The organism is Streptomyces sp. NPDC048197 (assembly GCF_043202395.1).
Taxonomy (GTDB): Bacteria; Actinomycetota; Actinomycetes; order Streptomycetales; family Streptomycetaceae; genus Streptomyces; species Streptomyces siderophoricus.
This window is the reverse complement of the sequence record NZ_JBIDAJ010000014.1, coordinates 1-21,899: the sequence shown is the minus strand read 5'-3', so window position 1 is coordinate 21,899 and position 21,899 is coordinate 1. Positions and strand designations below refer to the sequence as shown.

Sequence of the window (21,899 nt, the reverse complement as noted above, 5' to 3'; positions counted from 1 at the left end):
CCGGTGCGTCCGTTCCACCGGCTGCGGCCGGACCTCTCGTCCCTGCGCTGGAAGATCGCCGCGCTGGCCGCGGCGACGGCATGCCTGGTCGTGGCGGCGGTGGGGGTGCTGGTGCATGTGTGGACCGCGCGGGACATCCGCTCCCGGGCCGAAGCGCGGGCATTCAACGCCGTGTACTCGGCCATGGACGTCTACCGGCGTACCGCAACGCTGGCGGACGGTGCCGAGCTCGATCCGGCCGAGCTGCCCGCCGCCCTGCGCCACCCCACCGACGGCGACCGGCACACGGCCTACGACGGGCGCGTCGACGGGAACGTGGGGCCGAGCTTCTGGGCCGCCCAGCGGACCGGCGGCCCGGACAGCCCGGTCCTCGCCGTCCAGGTCAACATGAGCTCGGAGCTCTACGATCTGCGCCGGCTCGACGTGAGCATGACCGTCGCCTCCCTGGTCGCCGTCGCGGCGGCCGTGCCGCTGGCGGTCTACGGGGCCGGGCTGCTCGCCCGCCGGCTGCGGCAGGTCGCCGAGACCGCGGGCCGCATCTCCGCCGGGGACCTCGATGCCCGGACCGGGCCCACCAAGGGCCGCGACGAGGTGGCCGACATCGCCACCACCGTCGACCGCATGGCCGACAGCCTCGGCCACCTGCTCCGCACCGAGCGCCGGTTCACCGCGGACGTGGCCCACGAGCTGCGCACCCCCATCGGCGGGCTGCTGGCCGCCGCCGATCTGCTGCCGGCCGGTGAGACGGAGGATCTGCTGCGCGCCCGGGTGCGCGATCTGCGCGGCCTGGTCGAGGATCTGCTGGAGATCTCCCGGCTGGACGCCGGGGCCGAGCGGCCGGTCCGCGCCCGGGTGCCGCTCGGCGCCGTCGTCTCCGAGGCCGTGGCACGCACCGGTCTCGACACCGAGATCACCGTTGCGGAGGCGGAAGCCGCTCAGACCGTGGAGACCGACCCGCGCCGCCTGGAGCGGATCGTCAGCAACCTCGTCGTCAATGCCCACCGACACGGAGGGACCCCGGTGAAGGTCACCGTCGAGGGCCGGACGGTCGTCGTGCGCGACCATGGCCCCGGCTTCCCGAGGGAGCTGCTGATCCACGGTCCGCGACGGTTTCAGACGGGGGCGAAGGAGCGCGGCACGGGCCACGGCCTGGGCCTGACCATCGCCCTGGGCCAAGCCCGGTTGCTCGGTGCCGAACTGCGCCTGGACAACGCCCCGGACGGCGGCGCCGTCGCCACCCTGCGCCTGCCGGCCTGACCACCAGGCTCCCACAGGACTGCCTGACCACCAGGCCCCTACAGGACTGCTACAAAGCGGCGCGGACGCCGATACACCACGGCCCAGGACCCGATACGTGCCCCCGACACCCTTCGAAGTGCACCGTTCCGCACCCGAAGAGGAGTCCCCCGTGTCCGTCACCCCCTTTGCCTCGCACGCGCTGCACGCGGCGCCCGGGATCGCGGCCGCCGCCACCGACCTGTCGAAGGTCTACGGCAGCGGCGACACCCGTGTCGTCGCCCTGGACCGGGTCAGCATCGACTTCCGGGAAGGCGAGCTCACCGCGATCATGGGCCCCTCCGGATGCGGCAAGTCCACCCTGATGCACTGCGCCGCCGGGCTCGACTCGCCCAGCTCCGGCTCCGTGCGCATCGGCACCACCGAACTGAGCACGCTCAACGACCGGCAGCTCACCCAACTCCGCCGCGACCGGATCGGGTTCATCTTCCAGGCGTTCAACCTGCTGCCGACGCTGACCGCGCTGGAGAACATCACGCTCCCGCTGACCATCGCCGGACGCCGCCCCGACCAGCAGTGGCTGGACGGCGTGATCGCCATGGTCGGCCTCGCCCAGCGCCTCGGCCACCGGCCCGCGCAGCTGTCCGGCGGGCAGCAGCAACGCGTCGCGGTCGCCCGCGCCCTGGCCTCGCGGCCCGCGATCATCTTCGGCGACGAACCCACCGGCAACCTCGACTCCCGCGCCGGGGCCGAGGTCCTCGGCTTCCTGCGTGACTCGGTACGCGAACTCGGCCAGACCGTGGTCATGGTCACCCACGACCCGGTCGCCGCCGGCTACGCCGACCGCGTGGTCTTCCTCTCCGACGGCTGCCTGGTCGACGAAATGGCACATCCCACCCCGGACCGGGTCCTGGAGCTGATGAAGAGCCTGGGCACTCTCTCGCACACCAGCTGACCCACCCGCCCCCGGCGCCCACTCACCCACCCGCTCGCCTCCGCCGAGCCCGCCTCACAGGATCCGCATCCCATGTTCCGTACCGCCCTGCGCAACGTGTTCGCGCACAAGGCCCGCCTGCTGATGACCGCGTTCGCCGTCATGCTCGGCGTCACCTTCATCACCGGCAGTCTCGTCTACGGCGACAGTCTCCACCGGGCCGCCACGACCAAGGCGACCGCCGGCTACGAGCGCATCGCCGTCGATGTCGCCCCCGACGGCCCCCAAGCGGGCGGGGCCGGCATCGATGCCCGCACCGTGCGCACCCTCGCCAAGCTTCCCGGCGTCGCCGCCGCCGCAGGCCGGATCGACGGTTTCGCCGCCGTCGCCGACCGTGCCGGCAAGCTGATCGGTGACGGCACGTCCTCCCAGGGCGGCAACTTCGCCCCGGCAGCGGACGGCAAGGACCCCGCCTACCGCTTCACCGAGGGTTCCGGCCCGACCGGCAAGGACACGATCGCCCTCGACGGGACCACCGCCGCAAAGGGCGGATACCGCGTCGGTGACACCGTGCGCGTCGGCACGGATCAGGGCGCCGCCTCCTACACCCTCAACGGCATCTTCCGCACCGACGGGACCAAGCTTCCCTCCGGAGGCAGCCTGACGCTCTTTACCGGCGCCACCGCACAGAAGCTCTTCCTCCAGGCGGGCCGCTACCAGCACGTCGAACTCACGGCCACACCCGACACCGACGTCACCCAGCTCCTCAGCCGCGTCGAATCCGTGCTGCCCAAGGGCACCAGCGCGGTGACCGGCGCCCGGCTCGCTCAGATCAAGGCGAACCTCGCAACCCACGACAGCGACACCATGAGCCAGATCCTGGTGGGCTTCGCCGCGGTCGCCCTGTTCGTCGCCACCTTCCTCATCTCCAACACCTTCACCATGCTGGTTGCCCGGCGCACCCGGGAACTGGCCCTGATGCGGGCCATCGGCGCCACCCGCAAGCAAGTGCGCCGCATCCTCCTTGCCGAGTCGCTTCTCGTCGGCGCGATCGCCTCGGTGGCCGGTCTCGCCGTCGGCACCGGGGTCGCCGGGCTGCTCCAGGCACTCTTCGCCCCGGCCGACGCCCCGGCCGCCCCGCTGGTTCTCACGCCGGGCACCGTGATCATCGCCCTCCTCGTCGGCACCCTGCTGCCCATGGTCGCCGCGTGGCTTCCGATCCGCCGGGCGATGGCCATCCCGCCCGTCGCCGCGCTCAGCACGGCCGAGCAGACAGCGCCCGCGCGCGCCGGCTCGCTGCGCACCGGCCTGAGCGCCGCACTCGCGGTCACCGGCACCGTCACCGTGGTGTACGGCGCCCTCACCACGGCCAAGGACGCCCGGACCGTCATCGGCATCGGCGCGGCCCTCACGCTGACGGGGGTGATCGGCCTCATCCCGTTGCTTTCCCGGCCGGTCGTCACCCTGCTCAAGCCGCTGCTGACACGCGTGGCCCCGGTCCACGGTGACCTCGCCGCCCGCAACACCGTGCGCGACCCACGCCGCACCGGCGCCACCGCCACCGCGCTCGCCATCGCCCTCACCCTCGCCTCGGGCCTGTCCGTCCTGGGGGCCTCCGCCTCCCAGTACCTCGACCGCGCGACCACCCACGACCTCAGCGCCGACTACGTGGTCAAGCCCGCGGGTGGCCGGCAGATGACCGCCGCCACCACCGAGCCCCTCAAGAAGCTGCCCGGCGCCACGTACAGCCCGCTCAACCAGTCCACCGAATACCGCCTGGGCGGTGTCTCCTCCGTCCTGACCGGCGTCGACCCCACCCGCATCGGCCAACTGCTGCGGTACGACGTCATCGAGGGCTCCCTCGACAACCTCGCCAAGGGCCAGATCGCCGTGGCCGACTTCAAGGCCGACCAGGCAGGCTGGCACGTCGGCCAGACCCTCCCCCTTCAGCGGCAGAACGACCAGCGCGGCAGCGTCACCATCGGCGCCGTCTACCGGGCGGACGAACAGAGCGACCTGATGCCCAGCATCACCGCACCCGACTCCCTCGTCGCCCGCTACGACTCCACCCCAACCACCCACGCGATCCTCGTCGCCACCAACGGCGGCCCCAGCCGGACGGCGCTCGCAGCCGTCACCCACGCCCTCGGCGACAACCCCGCGCTGGCCGTCCTCGACCAGGACAGCATCCGGGCCCAGGACAGCAGCGGCATCGGCGAGCAACTCAACGTCTTCTACGCCCTGTTGAGCATGGCCCTGGCGATCGCCGCCCTGGGCATCGCCAACACCCTCGCGATGTCCGTCCTCGAACGCCGCAAGGAGATCGGCACACTGCGCGCCCTCGGCCTGGACCGCGCGGGAGTGACCCGAATGATCCGCCTGGAGGCCCTGCTCCTCGGCACGCTCGGCGCGACCCTCGGCACGGTCATGGGAATCTTCCTGGGCTGGGCCCTCGGTCGCACCCTCCAACAGAGCGTGGTGGGCTACGAGTTGGTCCTCCCCTGGGGCCGCCTCGCCCTCGGCGTACTCATCGCCCTGGCCGGCGCGCTGCTCGCCTCGCTCTGGCCGGCCCGCCGGGCCGCCCGGGTCGACATCCCCGCGGCGACCACAGCGCAGTGACCACCCGCCCGCCACGCTCATGACCACTGGGTGCTTCACCCCGGCCGCGCGCTCTCAGTTCTGCACCCGTCGTGGCACAGCGGCCTTCTTGCTCGCTGCAGTTTTCTGGTGGGTGCCGGACAGCTGTCGGCAGTGAGTGTGATCTGTCGGCGGTATGTCGGTGGAGGTTGCGACCTTGGGCGGGTCGGTGCTCCCCATGAGCACGCTGCCGCAGAGCGCAAGGAGCCTGTCATCGTGTCTTCCGCATCCCAGGGCCGATCGTGGGACGTTCACCGGCTGCCGTCCGCCGAGGGCAGGATCTTCCTGGTCACCGGGGGTAACGCCGGGATCGGCTACTTTGCCGCGGAGCAGCTCGCCGCCACCGGCGCCCTCGTCATACTCGGCAGCCGGGACCGCGCGAAGGCCGACGCCGCCATGGCCTCGATCCGCTCGCGCGTCCCCGGCGCGCAGGTCCAACACCTTCAACTGGACCTTGCCGACCTGTCGTCCCTGAGGACCGCCGTGGACCGGCTGGACCTCGTTCATCTCGACGCGGTGGTCCACAACGCAGGGGTCGCGCTCGACGACCCGCCGCGTCGAGAGACCGCGGACGGCCATGAGTTGATGTTCGGCACCAACCACCTCGGCCACTTCGCGCTGACCCAGTGGCTGGCCCCCCTGCTGTCCGCGGCGCCGGCGGGCCGCGTCGTGACGGTGGGAAGCTTCGCGGCGCGGTCCGAGCGACTGGACCTCGGCGATCTGCAGTCGACCCGGGACTACCGGCCCAAGCGCACCTACGGCCGATCGAAGCTGGCCCAGATGTGCTTCGGCTTCGAACTCGACCGCCGTCTGCGGGCCGTCGGCAGCACGGTGCTCAGTGTGGTGGCCCACCCCGGCGGCGCACTGGACTCCCTCACCCCGTCCCGAGCGCCGGTAGGTGTGACGACCCCCGGCGAGCGGCTGCGCGCCTTGCCCGCCGCGCTCTTGGTGCAGGGCAAGGACGCCGGAGCATGGCCCGTCGTCCGTGCCGTCCTCGACCCGGAGGTGCAGGGCGGGCAGCTGTGGGGGCCGAGGGTCTTCGGCCTGCGTGGCGTACCGCGGCGTGAGCCCCTCCCCTCTCATATGGCCGACCCGGCCGTCGCCGCTCACCTGTGGGCCCTCAGCGGTGAGCTGGTCGGCGCCGATCCGCACCTCGGCTTCCGGTAGGCGCGGAGGTGGAGGCCGGCGAGGCAGCTCTCGGGCGTCTTTCCGCAGCGGCTCGCGATGCCCCGCCCGGCCTTCACGGGGGCGGCATGGTGCCGATGCCAGGTGCGGGCTCGGGCCACACCAGCAGGACGGGGCAGGGGGCATGGTCGACGATGAAGCGGCTGGCCGGCCCCAGGCTCCGCGGCCCGAGGTGCGTACGGTCGCCGTCGCGGGCGAGAACGAGCAGGTCCGCGCCTTCCGCGGCCGCGACGACCGCCCGCTCGACGCGGCCGGTGCGCTCGACCCGGGTGCACGGGCGGCCCAGGCGCCGCTCGGCCTGGGCAAGGAGCTGGTCGGCGGAGGCGGCGGCCAGGTGCTCCAGTCTGGTGCCGGGGTCTCGTTCGGGGTGGCCGCGCCCGAGCAGACCGGCGAACGCGCCGTGCGCCGCGCCCGGAACGTCGGCCGGAGTGACATGGAGCAGCACGATCGCGGCGCCGTCGGGGGCGTGGGTACGCGCGGCGTCGATGCCGGCGGGCCAGGTGCCCTCGGTGATCCAGACGATGACTTTCATGGCGGTCAGCCTCCGATGAGGGTCAGCGAGGTCCACAGTGCCAGCACCGACAGCACCAGCGCGGCAGGCACGGTGAGCACACCGAGCCGGGTGAACTCGCCGAGTGCGACGTCGCTGTCGTGTTCGTGCACGATGCGCCGCCACAGCAGTGTGGCCAGGGAGCCGGCGTAGGTGAGGTTCGGGCCGATGTTCACGCCCAGCAGCACCGCCAGGACTGCACCCGGCCCGGACGGGGCGGTCAGCGGCAGCAGCACCAGCACGGCGGGCAGGTTGTTGATGGCATTGGCCAGCACCGCGGCCAGCGCCGCGGTGCCGAGCAGAGCCGCGAGGCCTGTGCCACCGGGGACCAGGTGCCCCAGCCCGGTGGCCAGCCCGTTGTCGACGACCGCGCGGACCACCACGCCCAAGGCCAGCACGAAGGCGAGGAACGGTACCGCGGCGGCGCGCACGACGGCCGCGGGCGTGGTGCGGCGCTGCACCAGAGCCCGCCCGGCGAGCACGACGGCACCGGCGCAGGCCGCCCAGGCCGGATCGATCCCCACCGTGGAGGTCAGTACGAAACCGGCCAGCGTGCACACCACCGTGACCAGGGCGAACACCGGCACCTCGCGCGGCCCGGAGGCCGGCGGGGCCTGAGCGCCGGCGTCCAGGTCGGTGGCGAAGAACCGGCGGAAGACCACGTACTCACAGGCGATCGCCACCAGCCACGGCAAGGCCATCAGCGCGGCGAACCGGGTGAAGGTCAGCCCGCTGGCGGCGAACGCCAGAAGGTTCGTCAGGTTGGAGACCGGCAACAGCAGCGACGCGGTGTTGGACAGGTGGGTGCAGGCGTAGACGTGCGGTTTGGGCCGGGCGCCGAGTCGGGCCGCGGTGGCGAACACCACCGGCGTGAGGAGCACGATGGTGGCGTCCAGACTGAGCACCGCAGTGATCACCGATGCGGCCGCGAACACCTGCACCAGCAGCAGGTGCGGGCGCCCCGCCGCACTCCGGGCCATCCAGACCCCGCACGCATGGAACAGCCCCTCGTCATCGCACAGTTGGGCAAGGACCAGGACCGCGGCGAGGAATCCGATCACCGGCCCCAGCCGCTGCGCCTCCTCCCGGGCGTGCCCCAACGAGATCGCCCCGGTCGCGATCACCACGGCCGCGGCCGGGACAGCCACGACCGCCTCCGGCCACCCGAACGGTCGGATGACCGCGCACGCCAGCACCGCCAGGAGCAGGAAGACGGAGACGACCTCCGCCACAGATGAGTTCACCGTCAGATCTTCTCCCGACGGGACGTTGCGGCGGCCGCACGTTCCTCTGGCGGGAGCCGGACAGACCACTCCCTCCCCACCAGCCTCCGGCACAGCAACTGCTGGAACTCCCGGAGGGGGTGGCACAGAGGGGGTGGCACAGATGGGTTGGAACAGATGGGGTGGAACAACTGAATCCTCTCCGCCCCTCCGGGTACCCACGGGGTGGATGCGACGTTCGGAGCAGGGGTGAGCGCACCTGGCAGGAATCGCCCGGGAATACCCCTAGGGGTATCGCTGTTAGAGTGCACGTCGAATACCCCCTGGGGTACATCGTCCAGTGAGGAGTCGTAGTCGTGTTCTTCGTCGACACCTTGGAATTCGAGGGCCTGGGCAACCGCAGCTACCTGGCCGGTGGGCGTGGTGCCGCGGTGGTGGTGGATCCGCCCCGGGACATCGAGCAGGTCATCGCCGCGGCGGCCCGCCGCGGGGTGCGCATCGTCCATGTGGCCGAGACCCACGTGCACAACGACTACATCACCGGCGGGCTGGAGCTGGCCCGCATCACCGGGGCCCGCTACCTGGTACCTGCCGGGGCGTCGGTCGCCTTCAGCCGTACTCCGGTCGCCGACGGTGACGCATGGACGGTGGACGAGGGCCTGGTGCTGCGTGCCGTGGCCACGCCCGGTCACACTCCGCACCACACCTCCTACGTCTTGGCGGAGGAGGACCACGCGGTCGCGGCGTTCACCGGCGGGTCGCTGCTGATCGGAACGGTGGGGCGGCCGGACCTGGTCGAGCCGCGGCTCACCGAGCAGCTGGCCCGTGCTCAGCACGCCTCCGCCCATCGCCTGGCCGACGAGCTGGACGACGACGTACCGGTGCTGCCCACCCACGGGTTCGGCAGCTTCTGCTCCTCCTCCCAGGCGGAGGGCGACACGACCACGATCGGCAAGGAGCGCCGGACCAACGACGCGCTGACCAAGGACGTGGACACCTTCGTCGCCGAGCTGCTCGCCGGACTGGACGACGTTCCCGCCTACTACGCACACATGGGCCCGGCCAACGCCGCCGGCCCCGCTCCCATCGACCTCACCCCACCGAAGCCCGCGAACGCCGAGGAGATCGCCGAGCGGCTGGCGGCCGGGGAGTGGGTGGTGGACCTCCGTCACCGCGTCGCCTTCGCGAAGGGCCACGTGGCCGGATCGTTCAACTTCGAAGGAGAGGGCAAGCTCGCCACCTACCTGGCCTGGCTGATCCCGTGGGGCAAGCCGGTCACCCTGCTGGCCGAGACGCCTGAGCAGATCGCCGCCGCACAGCGTGAGCTGGCCCGGGTGGGCATCGACCGTCCGGCCGCCGCCGCCACCGGCGACCCGCACTCATGGGTCCGTGCGGGCGAGCAGCCGGCCTCCTTCCCGCGCGCCCGCTTCGCCGACCTGGCGAGGGTGCGCGAGCGCGGCGAGCAGGTGGTGGTGCTGGACGTGCGCCGGAATGCCGAGCGTGCGGACGGGTTCATCGACGGCTCGGTGCACCTCCCGATCCACGAGCTGCCCGGCCGCCTCGGCGAGGTGCCGAACGGAGCGGTCTGGGTGCACTGCGCCGGCGGGATGCGCGCGGCGATTGCCGCATCCCTGCTGCACGCCGCCGGGCGCGAGGTGGTCGCCGTCGACGACGGCTTCGAGGCCGCCGCCGATGCGGGTCTGACCCTCACCCGTCCCGACAGCACCGATTACCAGTGCGTGTGCTCAGGCCAGTGAAAGGAACAGCTTCTCCAGCCGGGTGCGCATCTGCTCCCGGTCCCCCGAGGCGGCCATGTCCGCATCGGTCAGGCAGTGCTGCAGACCGGTGGCGATGATCGCGAAACCCGCCTTGTCCAGAGCCCGGGAGGCCGCCGCGAGCTGCGTGACCACCTCCTCGCAGTCCCGCCCCTCCTCGATCATCCGGATCACACCGGCGATCTGTCCCTGCGCCCTGCGCAGCCGGTTGACCACCGTCTTCAGTTCCTCAGCCGCCATCGCCAGTTCCACAACCCACACTCCTTCTTAGGATACCCCCGTGGGTATCCTAACCAAGGGGTAACGCCGAACCCCGCAAAGGAAATCCCCGTGGCACGCACCGCCTCCCTCACCGCCGACCAGGCAAAGGCCCGCCTGCACGAGCTGACCGTCATCGACGTGCGCACCCCCGGCGAGTACGCCTCCGGCCACCTGCCCGGCGCCCACAACATCCCCCTCGACCACCTCGACCGGGCCCTGCCCGTCCTGAAGACGGCTGCCGACCGCGGTGCCCTTCTCGTCGTCTGCGCCTCCGGCACCCGCTCCGCCGCCGCCTGCATGCGCCTGTCCGCACACGGCATCAGCGCCGCCACACTCAGCGGCGGCACCACTGCCTGGACACAGCTCGGCCACGACACCCACCGCCCGGCCGGCACCCGCACCCCCTGGGCCATGGAGCGCCAGGTCCGCCTCGCCGCCGGCACGCTCGTACTGACGGGGCTGCTCGCCGCACGGCGCCGGCCCCGGGCCCTCCTGCTGTCCGCGGGCGTAGCCGGCGGTCTGGTCTTCTCCGCCCTCACCAACACCTGCGGTATGGCCAAGATCCTCGCCAGACTCCCCCACAACCAGCCCAGGACCACCGCCCTGGGGACCACCCTCGCCGCCCTGACCGGCTGACACCACCAGGTCCACGAGGAACCGCCACCTGCCACGGTGAGCATCCGGCGGCGGAGGACGAGGCCCCGTTCCGGAGCCCGCGGGCCAGCCCCTCTACGCCCTTCGCCTCGCGGTCAGCCCTCGGCCGACCCGGTCAACCCGGCCGGACACGCCGTGACGCCCGATCGAATCCGGGGGCGGAACAACGCGTCCGCCTGGGCCACTTGGGCGTCCTTTCAAGGGGCGACTTGGGCGTTCTTTCCGAGTGGACGACGGCGGCGTGGTGCAGGGTGCCCAGGCATCCCGCCCCGCGGCCGCCTCGCGGCCTCGGTTGCCGCCACGTCCACGAGCAAACAACCGGTCGGGATGAGGCGCCCGCAGCTCGACAGCAGGGCCGAAGGGCCCTCGCGCCTCTCCCCCGGCCCGACGGACAGTAGGGAGGGGCAGCAAACGGAGAACCCTCCTGAGGAGGTGGACGAGGTGAGGTACTGGGACGGCGGCGGCTGGGCCTGGATGGCCTTCATGCCTCTGCTGTGGATCGTCCTGATCGGCCTCGTCGTGTGGGCGGTCGTCCGCCTCACGCGGCATCCTGCCGACCGCACCCCTGACCACGATCGCGGCTGGCCGCCACGGGAGACACCGGAAGAGATCCTCGACCGGCGCTTCGCCTCCGGCGAGATCGACGCGGACGCCTACACCGAGGCACGCGAACGCCTCGCCGCGCACCGGCCGAGGCCCCGGTGACCAGGCCGCAGGACCGCCGGCGGCCGCTGGCCGTGCTGGTCACCGCGGTGGCCGCGCCGATCGCCTCACTCCTGTGCGCCGGGGCCTATGGCTGACCACGGCTGACCACAGCTGACAACGACTGACAACGGCTACGACGCCGAGCTCCTCGCCCCCGACGGCAGCCGCACCGGACCTCCACCAGGGCCACCAGACCTCCGCCACGGCCATCGGCCCCGCTCAAGCCGTGCGCATCGCCCCCGGCTCCGTCGCACCGTTCCGCGCCGTTCCGCGCCGCCCAACTGACCGGAGGTGCGGTCGGACTGGGCCTGACGGTGGTTCTCTTCCGCTGCCCGGCCGGAGCGGGCGGTCCGAGCGAGCGCCGCGACCGCTCGACTGGCGCACGGCCGTTTGAGAGTTTCCCGGTATGCCCGGAATATTCGAAACGGGTATGCACGCCTTTCCATGGCTACGTTCTGTAGCCGCACGCCCTCCGCGTGATCCATCCGGTGTCCCGTCCACCAGGAGCTCCAGCATGACCACACCCCGGGTGCGCCCTGCGCCGGCGCCCGCCATGGACGAACGGTTCGAGGGCGGCATCACGAACACGGCGCGGCTCGTCACCACCCGGGGCACGGTCTACGCCTCAACCCCTCCCCATCATGCTCCGCCACCGCGCCCCGGGCGGTCCACTGCCCAGGCACTGACGGGTCCCTCCAGCCACTTCATCCGGCATTCCGCCACCTCTGACGTAGGAAGCGACGCATGGACAACAGTCCCCTCACCGTCCCCACCGTCCCCCCGTCCAGCAACGGCCACGGCCCCGAACCCGAACCTCCCTCGGAAGTCCACCGGCAGCTCGCCCGTGCCCTGCTGCTGATCGGCCCGAACGACGAAGACCTCAAACTGCGCTATCTCAAGACGCTGATCGACAACGGTCTGCCCCCGACCACCGCCGCCGAGCGCAAGCGTGTCCTGATCGTCGGAGCCGGCATCGCCGGTCTGGTCGCCGGTCACCTGCTGAAGAACGCCGGCCACGAGGTGACCATTCTGGAGGCCAACGCCAACCGGGTGGGCGGCAGGCTGAAGACCTTCCGTACCGAGGACCCGAAGCATCCCGCGTTCTGGGACGAGAAGCAGTACGCCGAGGCCGGGGCGATGCGGATTCCGGACTTCCACCCGCTCACCCTGGCCCTCATCGACAAACTCGGCCTGGCCCGAAGGCTGTTCTACAACGTCGACATCGAACCGGGCACCGGCTGCGAGAACGTGCACGTCCCCCCGGTCGTCTACCGCTCCTTCAAGAACAACGAGAAGTGGCAGTACGGGAACGAGAGCCCCGAATTCAAGGCCCCGAACAAGGCCAACCGCACCTGGATCCGCACCAACCGCGTCCAGGTCCGCCGGAGGGACTACGCCCTCAATCCACGCCCCGTCAACGAGGGCTTCAACCTGTCCGGCAGCGAGGCGTGCACACAGGTGTCCCAACTGGTCCACCAGGCCCTGGAACCGGTCCGGGACTACTACTCCGTGCTCAAGCCCAACGGCGAGCGCGAGAACAAACCGTTCGAGGAGTGGCTGGACGGCTGGGCCAGGGTCATCCGGGACTTCGACGGCTATTCGATGGGCCGCTTCCTCCGGGAGTACGCGGGCTTCAGCGACGAGGCGATCGAGGCCATCGGCACCATCGAGAACATGACCTCCCGCCTCCACCTGGCCTTCTTCCACACCTTCCTGGGGCGCAGCGACATCAACCCCAACGCCACCTACTGGGAGATCGACGGCGGCAGCTGGAAACTCCCCTACCGGCTCGCGGACGGTCTGAAGGACAACATCCAGATGGGCCAGCGGATGACCCGCCTGGAATACCTGGACCCCTGGAGCGACGGCGCCACCAGCCGGGTCACCCGGTCGGCCTTGCACCGGGTGGAGATCGACACGGTGAGCGAGCAGGACCCCCAGGCCCCGCCGCGGACCTGGGAAGGCGACCTGGCCATCGTCACCGTCCCCTTCTCCAGTCTCCGGTTCACCCGCGTGAACCCGCCGTTCTCGTACAAGAAGCGCCGCGCCATCATCGAGACCCACTACGACCAGGCCACCAAGGTGCTGCTCGAATTCTCCCGCCGTTGGTGGGAGTTCACCGAGGATGACTGGAAACGGGAGCTCGGCGAAGACCTGTACCGGTGGTACCAGCAGATGGGCGAGGACGAGGCCGAGGCCGCACTGGCCATGCCGGAGCACCTGCGCAATGCCCCGCACGGGGCGCTCGGCCTGCTCAGCGGGGTGGCGGACACCGAGGTCAGCGAGGCGCAGCTGAAGCACTACCGCAACTGGTCGCTCCAGCAGGCGCCGGTCCGGGAAGCCAGCCATGTCTTCGGCGGCGGCTCCACCACCGACAATCCCAACCGCTTCATGTACTACCCCTCCCATCCCGTCCCAGGCAGCGAGGGCGGCGTGGTCCTGGCCAGTTACAGCTGGTCGGACGACGCGGCGCGCTGGGACTCCATGGACGACGACGAGCGCTACATCTACGCCCTGCGCAACCTCCAGACCCTCCACGGCCGCCGTATCGAGGCGTTCTACACCTTCCACGGCCGGACCCAGAGCTGGCTGCGCGATCCGTACGCCTTCGGCGAGGCCGCCGTCTACACCCCGCACCAGATGACCAGCTTCCATCTGGACGCGATGCTGCCGGAGGGCCCGATCCACTTCGCCGGCGAGCACATCTCCCTCAAGCACGCCTGGATCGAGGGCGCGGTGGAGACCGCCGTGGCCGCCGCCATCGCCGTCCACGAGACGCCGCGGCCGGCCGACCTCGCCGCCATGGAAACCGCAGCAGCAGCCCGTCCCCAGGAGGTTCTGACGTCATGACGACCACCAAACCCGCCGCATGGAACGTGGGCCGCTACCTCGCCACCCGCCTCCAACAGCTCGGCGTCAGCCACCTTTTCGGGGTGCCCGGCGACCATCTCGGCCCCTTCCTGTCGATCATGCGGGAGACCACCGACGTCCAGTGGGTCGGCACCCCCACCGAAGTGGGAGCCGGCTTCGCCGCCGACGCCTACGCCCGGGCCAAAGCCGCCGACGCCGACCCGGACAAGGGCGAGGTGGCCATCGGCGCGGTCGCCGTCACCTACAGCGTGGGCTCCTTCAACCTCCTCAATCCCATCGGCGGCGCCTACGTCGAGCAGGTACCGCTGGTCGCCATCAACGCGGCCCCGTCCTACGAGCAGTGGCTCAACTACCAGGCGATCGGCCTGCTCACCTCCCACATGAGCCAGCGCCGCGAGAGCAACCTGGACGTCTACCGCCAGGTCACCGTCGACGCCCAGGTGATTTCCAATGCCGCGCTGGCTCCCGTCCAGATCGACACCGCGCTCACCGCGTGCCTGTCCGAGCGCCGGCCGGTCTACCTGGAGATCATGGACGATGTCTGGAAGGCGCCCTGTCCCGAACCGACAGGCACGATCGAACGCCGGGTGCGGCCGTCCACCATCCGCAACGACGAGATGTGCCGGGCGGCGGTCGAGGCCACCGTGGAACTGATCGACCGCCATGGCAATCCCATCCTGTGGGCCGGTGAGGAGATCGAACGACAGCGGCTGGAAGGAAAGTTCACCGCGCTGGTGGAGAACACCGGGATCCCGTTCTGCACCACCATCGGCGCCAAGTCCGTCGTCTCCGAGAACACCCCGGGCTTCTCCGGCGTCTACAACGGCAAGGCCAGCGATCCCAAGGTGCGCGAGACCTTCAAGGCACACGGCTGCCGGATCGGCCTGGGCACCTGGTCGACGTCGAAGAACCTCGGTGGCGAGCAGGCGCTCGGCGACGACTGGGCGGTCGCCGTACGCGACGGCGTCAGCGTCGGCGCCAGGTACTTCCCCAGTGTCCAGCTCCCGCACTTCATCGAGGAGCTCGACAGGGCCCTGAGCGAACGCTACGGCCACCACGGTCTGGCCGCCGACGCCTTCGCGCACGCCCATGACCAGGGCCTGGACGTACCGGCGAGCACGGACGCCTACCTGTCCGGCCTCAGCTCCTCGGACCAGCCGGCGGACCTGCCGGTGACCTACGACAGCTTCTTCGAGCACATCAGCGCGTTCCTCCAGGAGCAGACCACGGGCTCGGGCACCGGCGCCACCACCCCCTACACCGTGATCTCGGACGCCGCGTTCGCCCTGATCGGCTCGATGAACCTGCGCATGCCTGAACGCGCCTCGTACATCGCGCAGAACAGCTGGCTGTCCATCGGCTACTCGGTCGGTGCCACCACCGGCATCGCCCTCGCCAGGAAGCCGCGGAACAAGCGCCCACTGGTGTTCGTCGGCGACGGATCGTTCCAGGAGACCTGCCAGGAACTCGCCACCCACGTACGCCAGTTGCTCAACCCGGTGATCTTCGTGCTGGACAACGAAGGCTTCTACGGCATCGAGCAGATGCTGGTCAACCCCTGCTACTTCAAGGGCCGGACGTCCGACGGCGCCGACTTCTACAACGTCCTCCACCCCTGGAACTACGACCGCCTGGCCGAGGTGTTCGGATCCGAGAAGACCCCGATGACCGGCGAGCAGATCCACAACCACGGACAGCTGGCCACCCTGCTGGACCGCATCGCCAACCCGGAGGACACCCTCAACACCGGACCGACCCTGGCCCAGATCAGACTCGCCCGCCACGACTACCCCAAGGCCATGACGTACAAGATCAAGGAGAAGTGCCCCGACTGAGAACGGGCCGGCGGGGACCACACCGGTGGCACGGTCGAGCCGGTTGAGTGGTCCCCGCCCTACCTTTCCGCAGGCCCAACGGGCGCGTACCCCAGGCATGCGCACGGCCATCCCGGAGCCCAGCATCACCGGCGGGACTCCGAGCGGGCCGCACTGCTCGTGGAGCTCGACAGGCACCTGTACGTGCGCTGCGACGAAGCCGGTGACGACGCCTGACTGACCGAGAGCGTCGGCGAGGGCCTGGTGATAAGTGCTGTCCCGCACTTGCTGGGCGCGACCTCATGACGTCGTTCGTCAACGCGCAGTCGGCGGGCGATCCTCCTGCGGGCAAGCTCTGGTGAGGGTCCTCAGAAATGGAGACGCGGCTGTGGTGCCGGCTGTGCCAGGCTGACGGATCGCCCCGGAACACGACACAGGAGCGTCCGATGACGACACCGTCCCGCCTGTCTCCCCTGCTGGATCAATTCGACTTCGCACGCCAACGCCTCGCCGACCGATTGACAGGGCCGGTCATGGACAGCGGCGACGGGACGGATACCAAGGTGGGCCCGCTGACCGACGAGGAATACCTCTGGGAACCGGTGCCCGACTGCTGGTCGGTACGGCGGCGTGTGGCAGGACCAGGGCCGCGCGCGACTCTCCTGGCCGGCACCGGTGACTGGGGACGCGACGCCGCCTCCTACCCGCATCCTTGGCCGCCGCCCGTCACCACCATCGCATGGCGCCTGAGCCACCTCAGCGAAATGCTGACCTTGCGTGCCGACCACACGAACGGCGGCCACGCACTGACCCGGGACGACTACGCCGTCAGCGGCGACGCCGCAGGGGCGGTCGCGGCTTTGGACGCCGGTGCCGCGGCCTGGCGGAACGCGCTACTGAGCGTCGACGACGCCGCACTCGACACCACCGGGTACTGCACCTACCCGCATGGCAGCGACCCGGAAGAGCCGTTCATCGACATCGTGTGGTGGGTCAACCAGGAATTGCTGCACCACGGTGCCGAGGTCGCCCTGTTGCGCGATCTCTACCGCGCCCGCCCGCACTGACCACCGTCACCAACGCCACCACCGGCTCACGCGGCTCACACAGCACAGTAGCCAGGTCTGGTTCAGGAAGGAGTAGTGCGAGGAGAGCGGTGCGGTGGGCGTCCGCGGCCAGGGTGGTCGATGTGTAGGCACTCGCGTCACGTGTCGCCGAGCAGGGTATGGGTCAGGTGACGGGACGCGCGCCCCAGGCATCGTGAAGGGTGGGCTGCACCTCTCTCCCAAGGACGACGTGCGTCATGCCTCCTGGCAGCGTAGGCAGCTCAGCCCAGTGCGTCACGGTCTCAGCACTGGTGCGGCCGTGGGGCAACCGGACAACCCCGTCGGAGTCGACGAAGCAGTCCCTGTGTTCCGTGCCGTCCTCACTCCAGTGCAGAGTCGTGAAGTACATCGGCCTGACCAGCCAAAATTCCTCACCCCGCGCCGAGTTGGACTCCGTGGTGCGGTCAGCTGGGTACCGCCCCGTGATCGCTGCTGCCACCGGTGTACCGCTGCGCGGCAGCCTCTCGCGCGCGTCGACCCACGTCACCACGGTGTTCAGATGCGTCGTCATCTCCACCCTCACTCAGGCACTCGCCAGGCATCTGCCGCCCCTACGCCGGTGGTCCGGAACTCGGCCTAGGCACTGCCCCAACCTCGGCATCCGGCAAGACCGCCCGGCGCTCGCGAAGGTTGCTCGATCCGGGCGCCGCGTACCTCCTGCCGCCAGCCGCCTGCCGCCTGCCGCCTGTCGATGACTGCGACTGCCGTCGACTGCGACTGCTTTCGATCCACCACGCGTTGGAGATCGAGGCGTGGCGGGGGCCGCCCGTCAGGGACGCAGGGCTTTCTCGCCGTGCACGGCTGTGTATTCGGCCGCGAGCCAAGGGCCGAGATCATTGATGAGCATCCCAAGTACCGCCGGATCGGGTAAGGGTGCACGGCCGATGGACGCGGCGATACGCATCTGGTCGACGCGCTCGGGGTAGTAGCCGCCGAAGAGCTCGGCGGACTGGTAGAGGTCGCTGGTCCAGCCGCCCCATCGGGGCATGATCAGGGTGAATCCTGTGCGGACGATGCGGCGGCCGACGAAACGGCTGAGCTTCCAGCGATCGGCATCCGTGGCGGCTTCGGCTGCTTTGGCACGCCAGCGTGGAAGCACGCGGGCGAGGTCACCGTTGGTCTCCCGCGCGAGTAGGGCCGTGGGGCGGTAACGGGGCAGTTGTTCTGCGAGGTCAGGGCCCAACAACGGGGTGCAGAGGCAGGCGATGAAGAATCCGCAATCGTGACGTTCGAGGTCGCTGAGCAGAACCCGCGTGCTGGTCAGCAGGATTCCGACGCCATCGATCTGTGGGAATGCACGGTCGAGTACGGCCTCGATTGCGTTGGCGTCAGCGCGGTCGGCCTCGGTGGGCTCGTCATGGAGGGCGAGCTGGAGGTCGAGGTCGGAGACTCCCGGGATGGCGGTGCCACGGGGGATGCTGCCGTACAGGTAGGCGCTGTGCAGGCGCGTGCTGCCGAACGTCTCGCCGATACGAGCGCGGGCGGCATCGACGACCGGGACGAACGCTGCCGGCACTCGCTCCAGTGCGCCTTCACGTGCGATCGTCCCGTCGCGGTCCAGCCCTCGTTCATTCATGGGGACACTGTGCCTTGTGCTGCTCAGTGCTGCCGAGCGGATTTCCGAGCCCGTGTGGTGTCCGCGGTACCGCACCGCACCGCACCGCCCGCGCATCCGCCAGCAGGCGGCGCAGCACCGGCCCGCCACGATCGACGGACGCGACCTCGCCGCCCCCGCTCGTTCCCCAACCCGCGAGTGCGCTCGGCCACGCCGGCGTAGGTCCCCAGGCCCCACGCAGAGGCTCTGCACGGCGGCATCACTGCCGATATGCGGAGGCTGACCATCGGCACGCGGGGCGGAGGCACCCATGACCTGGTGCCGCGGAGTTTCGTCGATCCGTTCTACGTGGGGCACGCCGAGGACTGGCCGAACAGGGAGGCCGACGCCCTGACCCTGCTCACGGGGACCGGCGTGCCGGCTCCGGAACTGGTTGCGATTGATCCGACCGCCGCACATTGCGCGTATCCATCGCTCGTCATGACACATCGGGCGGGCCGGACGGTCCTCGACGATGAGGGGTTGCAGATGCGCGTTCCTGTCCTGGCCCGTCAACTCGTGGGCTCCATGCGTTGCGACCCGCCGAGCGGCCCGGGAGTGTGTGGCGTCGACGACCGCCCATACCGTCGTGGTTCCGAAGGGCGCCGATGTGGCGGCATGGGCCACGGCGGCTGCTGGAGCACACCAGGCCCAGTTTGTGGTGCCGTGCGGGGCCTAGGGACAGCTCTGATGCTTTGCCCGGCGTCGTCGGTAGAGGCCATGCAGGCTGAGGACGACCATCATGCCTGCCGTCAGCGGCCACCACCACGAGCCCCCGTTCTGGGCCATGTGCATGCCCTGCCACAAGAGAGCGATCGAGAGCAGCAGACCGAGCAGTCCCATGGCGATGTCGAGCGGACCGCCGTCCCTGAACAGATTCTGCATCTTCGTGTCCTCTACTCTGCGGCTCGCGCATCGCGGCGTCGGCGAGTGTAGTCACTACCCGCTTAAAGCCATCGCTTGGGTGCACGTTGAAAAATGGGCGCTCATGCAGAGTGACAGTAGGTCGGTCCGGCAGCACCATCGCGCCGCTCAACTTCGACTCGCCGTCACCGGTCTCGCCGCCAGGCTCAGCCGGGGTGCTGGTCGTCCTGCAAGTCGTGCAAGGAGGGTGCATAGGAAATCCCCACGATCAAGCCGTCCGCCGTGAGAAGTCTGGCCACCGTCTGGCCCCACGGCTCGGTGCGGGCCTGGTGCACCAGCTCGAAGCCCGCGCGCTGAAGCTCGGCACCGGCGGCTGTGACGGCTTCCGCGTTCGCCACCTCGAACTCGATCGATGCCTGCGGGACCACCCGGTCGGCGGGCCACTGGGCCGTGCCGAAGCATGCCTCGGCCGCCTGCGAGAGGGGCCACAGGCCGAAGTGCTTGCTGCCGGGGACGTTCCCGCTGGAGTAGTAGCCGTCGCCTTCCCCCTCCAAAGGGAGGCCAAGGGCCTCGATGAACAGCTTTCGGCTCAGCGGCGGGTCGGCGACGACCACCGCCACGCTCGTGATGAAGAGAACGTCCATGCCTGTGGTGGCACTCCCTGCTGCGACCGGACTGCGAGGCCGGAGATCCGGCCTGGTCGGGGCCACTTTCAGCAACCGGATCTCCCTCAACTCAATCTATGCGCCTGCTCCCCAAGGACCGAGGCACCCGTACCAACACCAGCATTGAGTCACCCGATCGGGCCGGCTCACCTTCGTACGGCCGCTCCCGGCCGTGCCGTCATGCCACCGTTCCCCAGACGGCTTACCGGGTTACCGGGTTACCGCGCGATCATGACGCTATGCCACGCCACGGTGATGGAATGGGACGAAGCAGGAGCCCGCGACGGCTCGGCGTAGGTCCCTCGGCAGAAACTACGGGAAACCGATACCGAGCCTTGCCCTCTTCATCCGACAATCGATCTAATGGTCTTCTCGGCTCCCGTACGCCTGTGGCAACTCCCCAACGCTGCGCTGCTCGTCGCGATGGCGCTCTGGGGCATTCTCCGCTACCCGCACCTGCCCCATCGGATACCGCAGCACTTCGGCGTCGACGGGGTGGACGCATGGACGGACCGGTCGATCGGCAGCGCGTTTGGGCCGGTGTTCGTGTTCATCGGAGCGACGGTGCTACTGACGGCCTGCGCAGAGCTGACGCTGCGAGTGACCCCGCAGTCCGAGCTACCGAACGACGCGACAGCACCCTTCGCACCTGCACCGGCGAGGTCGTCACTCAACCGGCCGCGCACCCGCGCCTCCGCGCTGTCGATCGCCCGGACATTACTGGTGCTCAACACGTGCACAGGCATCTCGCTCGCGATCGGCTGCGGCGTGCTGTGGCGTTCCGCGCCGGAACGACAAGTGTCCGGTTGGCTATTCACCGCAATGATCGTGCCGATCCTCGTCGGGACTGCCCTGACCATTGTCTCCGCTGTACGGGACCGGAAATCGCCTGCCAGCTGAGCCTGTGAGGTCCCGGGCGACCCTCCTTCGCGTACCCGATCGCGGAGGTGATCGCCCGACCCCTCACTCCCCACTGTCCTTTCCCCCTCGCACCTCATCAGAGCGCACGAGCAACCGTGGGATGTGACGAGCGGTTCAATTCCGCCAACTGAGCCTGTTGCTGGGCACGTTGACGTATTCGCATCGTTGGTGCGGTATTAGAGTGAAACGATGACCTCTCTGCCGGAAGATCCGCGGCCGCTGGCCGGCGACGACGACCGCGACAGGGCCGTGCAGCGCCTGCGGGAGGCGTACGCCGACGGGTACGTCTCGCACGAGGAGATGGACGAACGCCTTGACCAGGTGCTCACCGCCAAGACGCGCAATGAGCTCGCGCAGGCTCTGGTCGCGCTCCCGGCGGAAAGTGCGGGCTCCACGTCCACGCTTGCTGCCGCCAGCGGACGGATCCAACGGCGCGGCGCCTGGCGGGTGCCTCGGGTCCTCAAGGTCGAATCCGCCTACGGAAGGGTGTACCTGGACCTGTCCCGGGCGATCATCGAACATCCGGAAGTGGACATTGAGTTGCACCTCGGCTCCGGCCGGGCGAACATCACGGTGCCTCGCGACGCGATCGTCGATGTTGAGGGCCTGCGTACCGGCTGGAAGCACCCACTGCACAAGATCCGGCGGCGCTCCCGACCCGGCGGGCCGACCATCCGGATCTCCGGGAGCATGGAGTTCGGACGGTTGAAGATCCGCCACGCACGGCGTTGAGTTCATCCCGCACTCGGTCCAACCTGTCTCGCACCTCTTCGGCCGGGCTCGACTGCTGTTGCCTGTAAGCCTCGTGTGCTAGGGGGTGTCTTCAAATGATCTCGGGTGGTGGACCATGGTCGGGTGATACGTCGCCATGAACTATCCGATGCTGAGTGGGAGTTCGTCCGAC

General features: G+C 70.0%; 19 protein-coding genes and 1 pseudogene. 13 read left to right on the top strand and 7 right to left on the bottom strand.

The window, feature by feature from the left end; genetic code table 11:
* The first annotated feature begins 3 nt into the window (after window positions 1-3).
* The 4 genes from ACGF4C_RS19720 (at window position 4) to ACGF4C_RS19705 (ending at window position 5,974) form a co-directional block, all read left to right on the top strand.
* Window positions 4-1,257 carry an ATP-binding protein gene (locus ACGF4C_RS19720; protein ID WP_393567803.1) on the top strand — a complete coding sequence of 418 codons (1,254 nt, stop codon included), beginning with the start codon at window positions 4-6 and terminating at the stop codon, window positions 1,255-1,257.
* Window positions 1,258-1,408: 151 nt separating this feature from the next.
* Entirely contained in the window at window positions 1,409-2,191 is a 783-nt protein-coding gene (locus tag ACGF4C_RS19715; protein ID WP_393567801.1) for an ABC transporter ATP-binding protein, read from the top strand.
* 72 nt (window positions 2,192-2,263) lie between these two features.
* A complete protein-coding gene (locus ACGF4C_RS19710) occupies window positions 2,264-4,789 on the top strand; it encodes an ABC transporter permease (protein ID WP_393567798.1) in 2,526 nt (841 codons plus the stop codon).
* 234 nt (window positions 4,790-5,023) lie between these two features.
* Entirely contained in the window at window positions 5,024-5,974 is a 951-nt protein-coding gene (locus ACGF4C_RS19705; RefSeq protein WP_393567796.1) for an SDR family NAD(P)-dependent oxidoreductase, read from the top strand.
* 73 nt (window positions 5,975-6,047) lie between these two features.
* Here the strand turns inward: ACGF4C_RS19705 and ACGF4C_RS19700 are convergent, their stop codons facing one another.
* A complete protein-coding gene (locus ACGF4C_RS19700; RefSeq protein ID WP_393567794.1) occupies window positions 6,048-6,524 on the bottom strand; it encodes a universal stress protein in 477 nt (158 codons plus the stop codon).
* Window positions 6,525-6,529: 5 nt separating this feature from the next.
* Window positions 6,530-7,786, bottom strand: a complete 1,257-nt coding sequence (locus ACGF4C_RS19695; protein ID WP_393567792.1) for an SLC13 family permease — start codon at window positions 7,784-7,786, stop codon at window positions 6,530-6,532.
* A gap of 335 nt (window positions 7,787-8,121) precedes the next feature.
* Between ACGF4C_RS19695 and ACGF4C_RS19690 the strand changes: the two genes are divergently transcribed.
* Window positions 8,122-9,522 carry a rhodanese-like domain-containing protein gene (locus ACGF4C_RS19690; RefSeq protein WP_393567790.1) on the top strand — a complete coding sequence of 467 codons (1,401 nt, stop codon included), beginning with the start codon at window positions 8,122-8,124 and terminating at the stop codon, window positions 9,520-9,522.
* Here ACGF4C_RS19690 and ACGF4C_RS19685 read toward each other — a convergent pair.
* A complete protein-coding gene (locus ACGF4C_RS19685) occupies window positions 9,511-9,792 on the bottom strand; it encodes a metal-sensitive transcriptional regulator (protein WP_030413348.1) in 282 nt (93 codons plus the stop codon). The genes ACGF4C_RS19690 and ACGF4C_RS19685 overlap by 12 nt on opposite strands.
* A gap of 78 nt (window positions 9,793-9,870) precedes the next feature.
* On the opposite strand from ACGF4C_RS19685, the gene ACGF4C_RS19680 reads away from it, so the two are divergent.
* The 5 genes from ACGF4C_RS19680 to ACGF4C_RS19660 all read left to right on the top strand — a co-directional run bounded on the left by ACGF4C_RS19680 (window position 9,871) and on the right by ACGF4C_RS19660 (window position 16,912).
* Window positions 9,871-10,437: a rhodanese-like domain-containing protein gene (locus ACGF4C_RS19680; protein ID WP_393567789.1), complete on the top strand. Its 567-nt coding sequence runs from the start codon at window positions 9,871-9,873 to the stop codon at window positions 10,435-10,437.
* 450 nt (window positions 10,438-10,887) lie between these two features.
* Window positions 10,888-11,160, top strand: a complete 273-nt coding sequence (locus ACGF4C_RS19675; protein WP_393567787.1) for an SHOCT domain-containing protein — start codon at window positions 10,888-10,890, stop codon at window positions 11,158-11,160.
* Window positions 11,161-11,904: 744 nt separating this feature from the next.
* The gene (locus tag ACGF4C_RS19670; protein WP_393567786.1) at window positions 11,905-14,010 is read left to right on the top strand and encodes a flavin monoamine oxidase family protein; all 2,106 of its coding nucleotides are present in this window, start codon (window positions 11,905-11,907) and stop codon (window positions 14,008-14,010) included.
* Window positions 14,007-15,866, top strand: coding sequence for a thiamine pyrophosphate-binding protein (locus ACGF4C_RS19665; protein WP_393567785.1), 1,860 nt, complete (start codon window positions 14,007-14,009; stop codon window positions 15,864-15,866). Before ACGF4C_RS19670 ends, ACGF4C_RS19665 begins: the two co-directional genes overlap by 4 nt.
* Window positions 15,867-16,291: 425 nt before the next feature.
* Window positions 16,292-16,912: a DinB family protein gene (locus ACGF4C_RS19660; RefSeq protein WP_393567784.1), complete on the top strand. Its 621-nt coding sequence runs from the start codon at window positions 16,292-16,294 to the stop codon at window positions 16,910-16,912.
* A 163-nt stretch (window positions 16,913-17,075) separates the two neighbouring features.
* Here ACGF4C_RS19660 and ACGF4C_RS19655 read toward each other — a convergent pair whose 3' ends face one another.
* Together ACGF4C_RS19655 and ACGF4C_RS19650 are read right to left on the bottom strand one after the other, a co-directional pair.
* Window positions 17,076-17,462, bottom strand: coding sequence for an AQJ64_40280 family protein (locus ACGF4C_RS19655; RefSeq protein WP_393567783.1), 387 nt, complete (start codon window positions 17,460-17,462; stop codon window positions 17,076-17,078).
* 258 nt (window positions 17,463-17,720) lie between these two features.
* Window positions 17,721-18,527 (bottom strand): nucleotidyltransferase, encoded by an 807-nt coding sequence (locus tag ACGF4C_RS19650; protein WP_393567781.1) that lies wholly within the window; start codon window positions 18,525-18,527, stop codon window positions 17,721-17,723.
* A 225-nt stretch (window positions 18,528-18,752) separates the two neighbouring features.
* On the opposite strand from ACGF4C_RS19650, the pseudogene ACGF4C_RS19645 reads away from it, so the two are divergent.
* Window positions 18,753-19,176: pseudogene (locus tag ACGF4C_RS19645) on the top strand (phosphotransferase); the annotation flags it as partial.
* A gap of 44 nt (window positions 19,177-19,220) precedes the next feature.
* Here ACGF4C_RS19645 and ACGF4C_RS19640 read toward each other — a convergent pair.
* Together ACGF4C_RS19640 and ACGF4C_RS19635 are read right to left on the bottom strand one after the other, a co-directional pair.
* Window positions 19,221-19,430, bottom strand: a complete 210-nt coding sequence (locus ACGF4C_RS19640; RefSeq protein ID WP_393567779.1) for a hypothetical protein — start codon at window positions 19,428-19,430, stop codon at window positions 19,221-19,223.
* A 185-nt stretch (window positions 19,431-19,615) separates the two neighbouring features.
* Complete coding sequence (locus ACGF4C_RS19635) at window positions 19,616-20,053, bottom strand: VOC family protein (protein WP_393567777.1); 438 nt, start codon at window positions 20,051-20,053, stop codon at window positions 19,616-19,618.
* A 384-nt stretch (window positions 20,054-20,437) separates the two neighbouring features.
* Between ACGF4C_RS19635 and ACGF4C_RS19630 the strand changes: the two genes are divergently transcribed.
* Window positions 20,438-20,974 carry a DUF1648 domain-containing protein gene (locus tag ACGF4C_RS19630; protein WP_393567775.1) on the top strand — a complete coding sequence of 179 codons (537 nt, stop codon included), beginning with the start codon at window positions 20,438-20,440 and terminating at the stop codon, window positions 20,972-20,974.
* 210 nt (window positions 20,975-21,184) lie between these two features.
* On the top strand, window positions 21,185-21,727 hold the full coding sequence (locus ACGF4C_RS19625; RefSeq protein ID WP_393567773.1) for a DUF1707 domain-containing protein: 543 nt from the start codon (window positions 21,185-21,187) through the stop codon (window positions 21,725-21,727).
* Window positions 21,728-21,899 lie beyond the last annotated feature (172 nt).

What these genes read in the sequence shown, in the direction of transcription:
- ACGF4C_RS19710 (WP_393567798.1), top strand. Translation starts at nt 2,264, where the DNA reads ATGTTCCGTACCGCCCTGCGCAACGTGTTCGCGCACAAGGCCCGCCTG.
- ACGF4C_RS19700 (WP_393567794.1), bottom strand. Translation starts at nt 6,524, where the DNA reads ATGAAAGTCATCGTCTGGATCACCGAGGGCACCTGGCCCGCCGGCATC.
- ACGF4C_RS19670 (WP_393567786.1), top strand. Translation starts at nt 11,905, where the DNA reads ATGGACAACAGTCCCCTCACCGTCCCCACCGTCCCCCCGTCCAGCAAC.
- ACGF4C_RS19665 (WP_393567785.1), top strand. Translation starts at nt 14,007, where the DNA reads ATGACGACCACCAAACCCGCCGCATGGAACGTGGGCCGCTACCTCGCC.
- ACGF4C_RS19660 (WP_393567784.1), top strand. Translation starts at nt 16,292, where the DNA reads ATGACGACACCGTCCCGCCTGTCTCCCCTGCTGGATCAATTCGACTTC.
- ACGF4C_RS19655 (WP_393567783.1), bottom strand. Translation starts at nt 17,462, where the DNA reads ATGACGACGCATCTGAACACCGTGGTGACGTGGGTCGACGCGCGCGAG.
- ACGF4C_RS19650 (WP_393567781.1), bottom strand. Translation starts at nt 18,527, where the DNA reads ATGAATGAACGAGGGCTGGACCGCGACGGGACGATCGCACGTGAAGGC.
- ACGF4C_RS19640 (WP_393567779.1), bottom strand. Translation starts at nt 19,430, where the DNA reads ATGCAGAATCTGTTCAGGGACGGCGGTCCGCTCGACATCGCCATGGGA.
- ACGF4C_RS19635 (WP_393567777.1), bottom strand. Translation starts at nt 20,053, where the DNA reads ATGGACGTTCTCTTCATCACGAGCGTGGCGGTGGTCGTCGCCGACCCG.
- ACGF4C_RS19630 (WP_393567775.1), top strand. Translation starts at nt 20,438, where the DNA reads ATGGTCTTCTCGGCTCCCGTACGCCTGTGGCAACTCCCCAACGCTGCG.
- ACGF4C_RS19625 (WP_393567773.1), top strand. Translation starts at nt 21,185, where the DNA reads ATGACCTCTCTGCCGGAAGATCCGCGGCCGCTGGCCGGCGACGACGAC.